Origin of the sequence: Ilyobacter sp. (assembly GCF_041583315.1) — a bacterium.
GTDB lineage: Bacteria > Fusobacteriota > Fusobacteriia > Fusobacteriales > Fusobacteriaceae > Ilyobacter.
On record NZ_JBFHGC010000450.1, the window covers coordinates 1 to 2,402 of the forward strand.

Here is a 2,402-nt window from a genome sequence, read left to right on the forward strand (position 1 = left end):
CCGATCCGTCTTTGGTACTTATCTGAAATGTCCCCAGGAATTTACTTCTGAATCCTTTCACCAGACCGAGATGAATCCTGCAGATATCTATCTTGTCTGAGATGCCGCAGATATACTCCTCCACCTCTTTACGTCTTGTGATGAGCTCTTTTAGACGGAGATCGTCCAGGTTTATGATGTCACTTCTCAGGAACTCCAGGAGATAGATATATTCTTCATAGGCGAGGTACTTTAAGAGTGAGTATACTCCCTTTACAGCCCTGTGCTCCAAAAGACTTTCACTGGAATTAATTATAAATGGAATATGATTTTCTGCCAATTTCTCTGATATGGCTGTGAGATCTTTGTTTTTTCGGGATATAATCCCTACTTTACTATAGTTTGAGATGTTTTGCTGCAGGATCTCCACCATGGCATCAAAAGAGTTTTCATCATCGTCATTGCAGTTGATTACCGTCTGGACAAACCCCTTGTCTTTGGATTCTAAATAGGAAACATCTTCATAGTTCCAGGTTTTACCCTCATCATCATACTGATCTCTTATGGATGAAAAAAACTTGTTTACAAAGGAGATTACTGTTTTTTCACTTCTGTAGGACTTCTCCATGGTTTCACTTTCACCATTTATGATTTCAGGGAGTTTTTCAAAGAGTTCTTTCTCTCCTCCACGCCATCCATAGATACTTTGTTTTTCATCTCCTACACATATCACCTTATTAGCCCTGTTTGCAATGGATTTTAAAATCTTCCACTGGAGGATGCTGGTATCCTGAAATTCATCTATGAATACGGTCTTTATATCACCTTCGGTGAGCTGATAAAAATAATCTGTGACCTCTTCATCTTTTACAAGGGTAAGTTTAGGGTCGTTGAAATACTTAAAGGTGTAAGTAGAGATGTCTGTATGAGTAAATTTCTTTTCTCTGAACTTCATCTCGTCATACATAGAGAAAATAAATTCTACAAAATCAAAGAGATTTTCTTCATAGGGGATAACTTTGGAACTGAAAATAAACCGGGAAAGTTCCACTTTAAAAAGGGGATAACTTTCTTGTAATCTTGCCACATGTTCTTCCGTTCCTTTTATCTTGGCAGTTGAGTTGACAAAAGCCTTGACCCAGAATGTATCCTCTTCAAGAAAAATTTTAAAATTATCCGTTATAAATTTTAGCTTTTCTGTCTCGGTATTTTTTGAAAGATAACCTCTGAAAGCCTTTTTAAATCCGTCAGTCAGATTTTTAGAGGGGCTCTTTATCTTTCCTGCATTCTCAATGTCGGCTTTCATATTATCAAGGAGTGTTACCAGGTTCCCGGTGTTGTAAGGTTCTCTTTTTTTTCTGCTGAAAAGCAGGAATTTCCATCTTTCCTTGAGGATGTTTTTTATCAGATTCAGATAAGCTTCGATATCCTTTTCTGCATTTTCATATAGGAAATCCTTGAATCTTTCAAAATATACCTTTTTTTCCAGAAGTTTTTCCAGAATTTTCAGTTGGAATTCCCTGTTTCTGTCATCATCGATAATTTCATAGGAATATATCCCCAGGCTGGGAGCTATGGATTTTTTGAATATTATGTTTGTAAAACTGTCGATTGTGTGAATTTTTAGCCTGTCTTTGTTTTTCATTATCTCATAGTAGACACTTGTCAGCTTTTCGGTATCTACTGTGAGCTCAGGGTAAAGTTTTTTTATATTTTTTAATATCTCTTCTGCTTCATCTCCCTTTGTGACGATTTCCTCCAGAAAAGACAGGATTCTCTCCCTTATTTCACCTGTGGCTTTTCTGGTGAAAGTCATTACCATTATCTCCTGGAAATTTTCCCCAAGGAGAAGACTGGCTATATATTCCAGTGAAAGACGGTAAGTTTTCCCTGTGCCGGCACTTGCCTTTAATATTTTTCTATTTTTCATCTTCCCACCTCATCCTGCATACTTCCTGATATTCACACCTGCTGCAGGTGCTGTGTTTTTCTGCCCTCTTGTAAATTGCAGAGGCTATAAATTCTCCCAGATGATTTTTCATATCCTCAGATGTGAGGGGATTTTTCCTGCTGTTGAAGTCTTCGAGGTTTCCATCCCAGGCATTAAAAATATATTTTTTTGCCCTGTCTTCTTCTCCGTAGTATAAAATAGAATAAAAATCAAGCTGCCTGGGATCTCCGCTTCCTGTTTTATAATCCAGAATATATTTATCCCGGCTGCCTTCAATAATCAGATCTACCCTTCCGCTCAATATTATTTTTAAATTTTCATCAATGAGTTTTTCTTTTTTGCTCTTTTCCTCTGAGAAGCTGAGAATATCCTGATCTCCAATGGCTTTTTCAATATCTTTATAAAATGTTTTTATTCCCTGGATGAAAACAGGGAACATTACCTCTCTGTAATAGCTGTCTAAGTGAAAAGG

2 protein-coding genes are annotated in these 2,402 nt (G+C 37.1%); both read right to left on the reverse strand.

All coding sequences use genetic code 11. The annotated features are described in order from the left end of the window. The coding region (locus ABZA26_RS12765; RefSeq protein WP_372714895.1) for a UvrD-helicase domain-containing protein at window positions 1-1,909 on the reverse strand (1,909 nt) is incomplete at its 3' end. Then, window positions 1,899-2,402, reverse strand: a 504-nt coding sequence (locus ABZA26_RS12770) for a PD-(D/E)XK nuclease family protein (RefSeq protein ID WP_372714896.1), incomplete at its 5' end; no start/stop codon positions are given. The genes ABZA26_RS12770 and ABZA26_RS12765, both read right to left, overlap by 11 nt.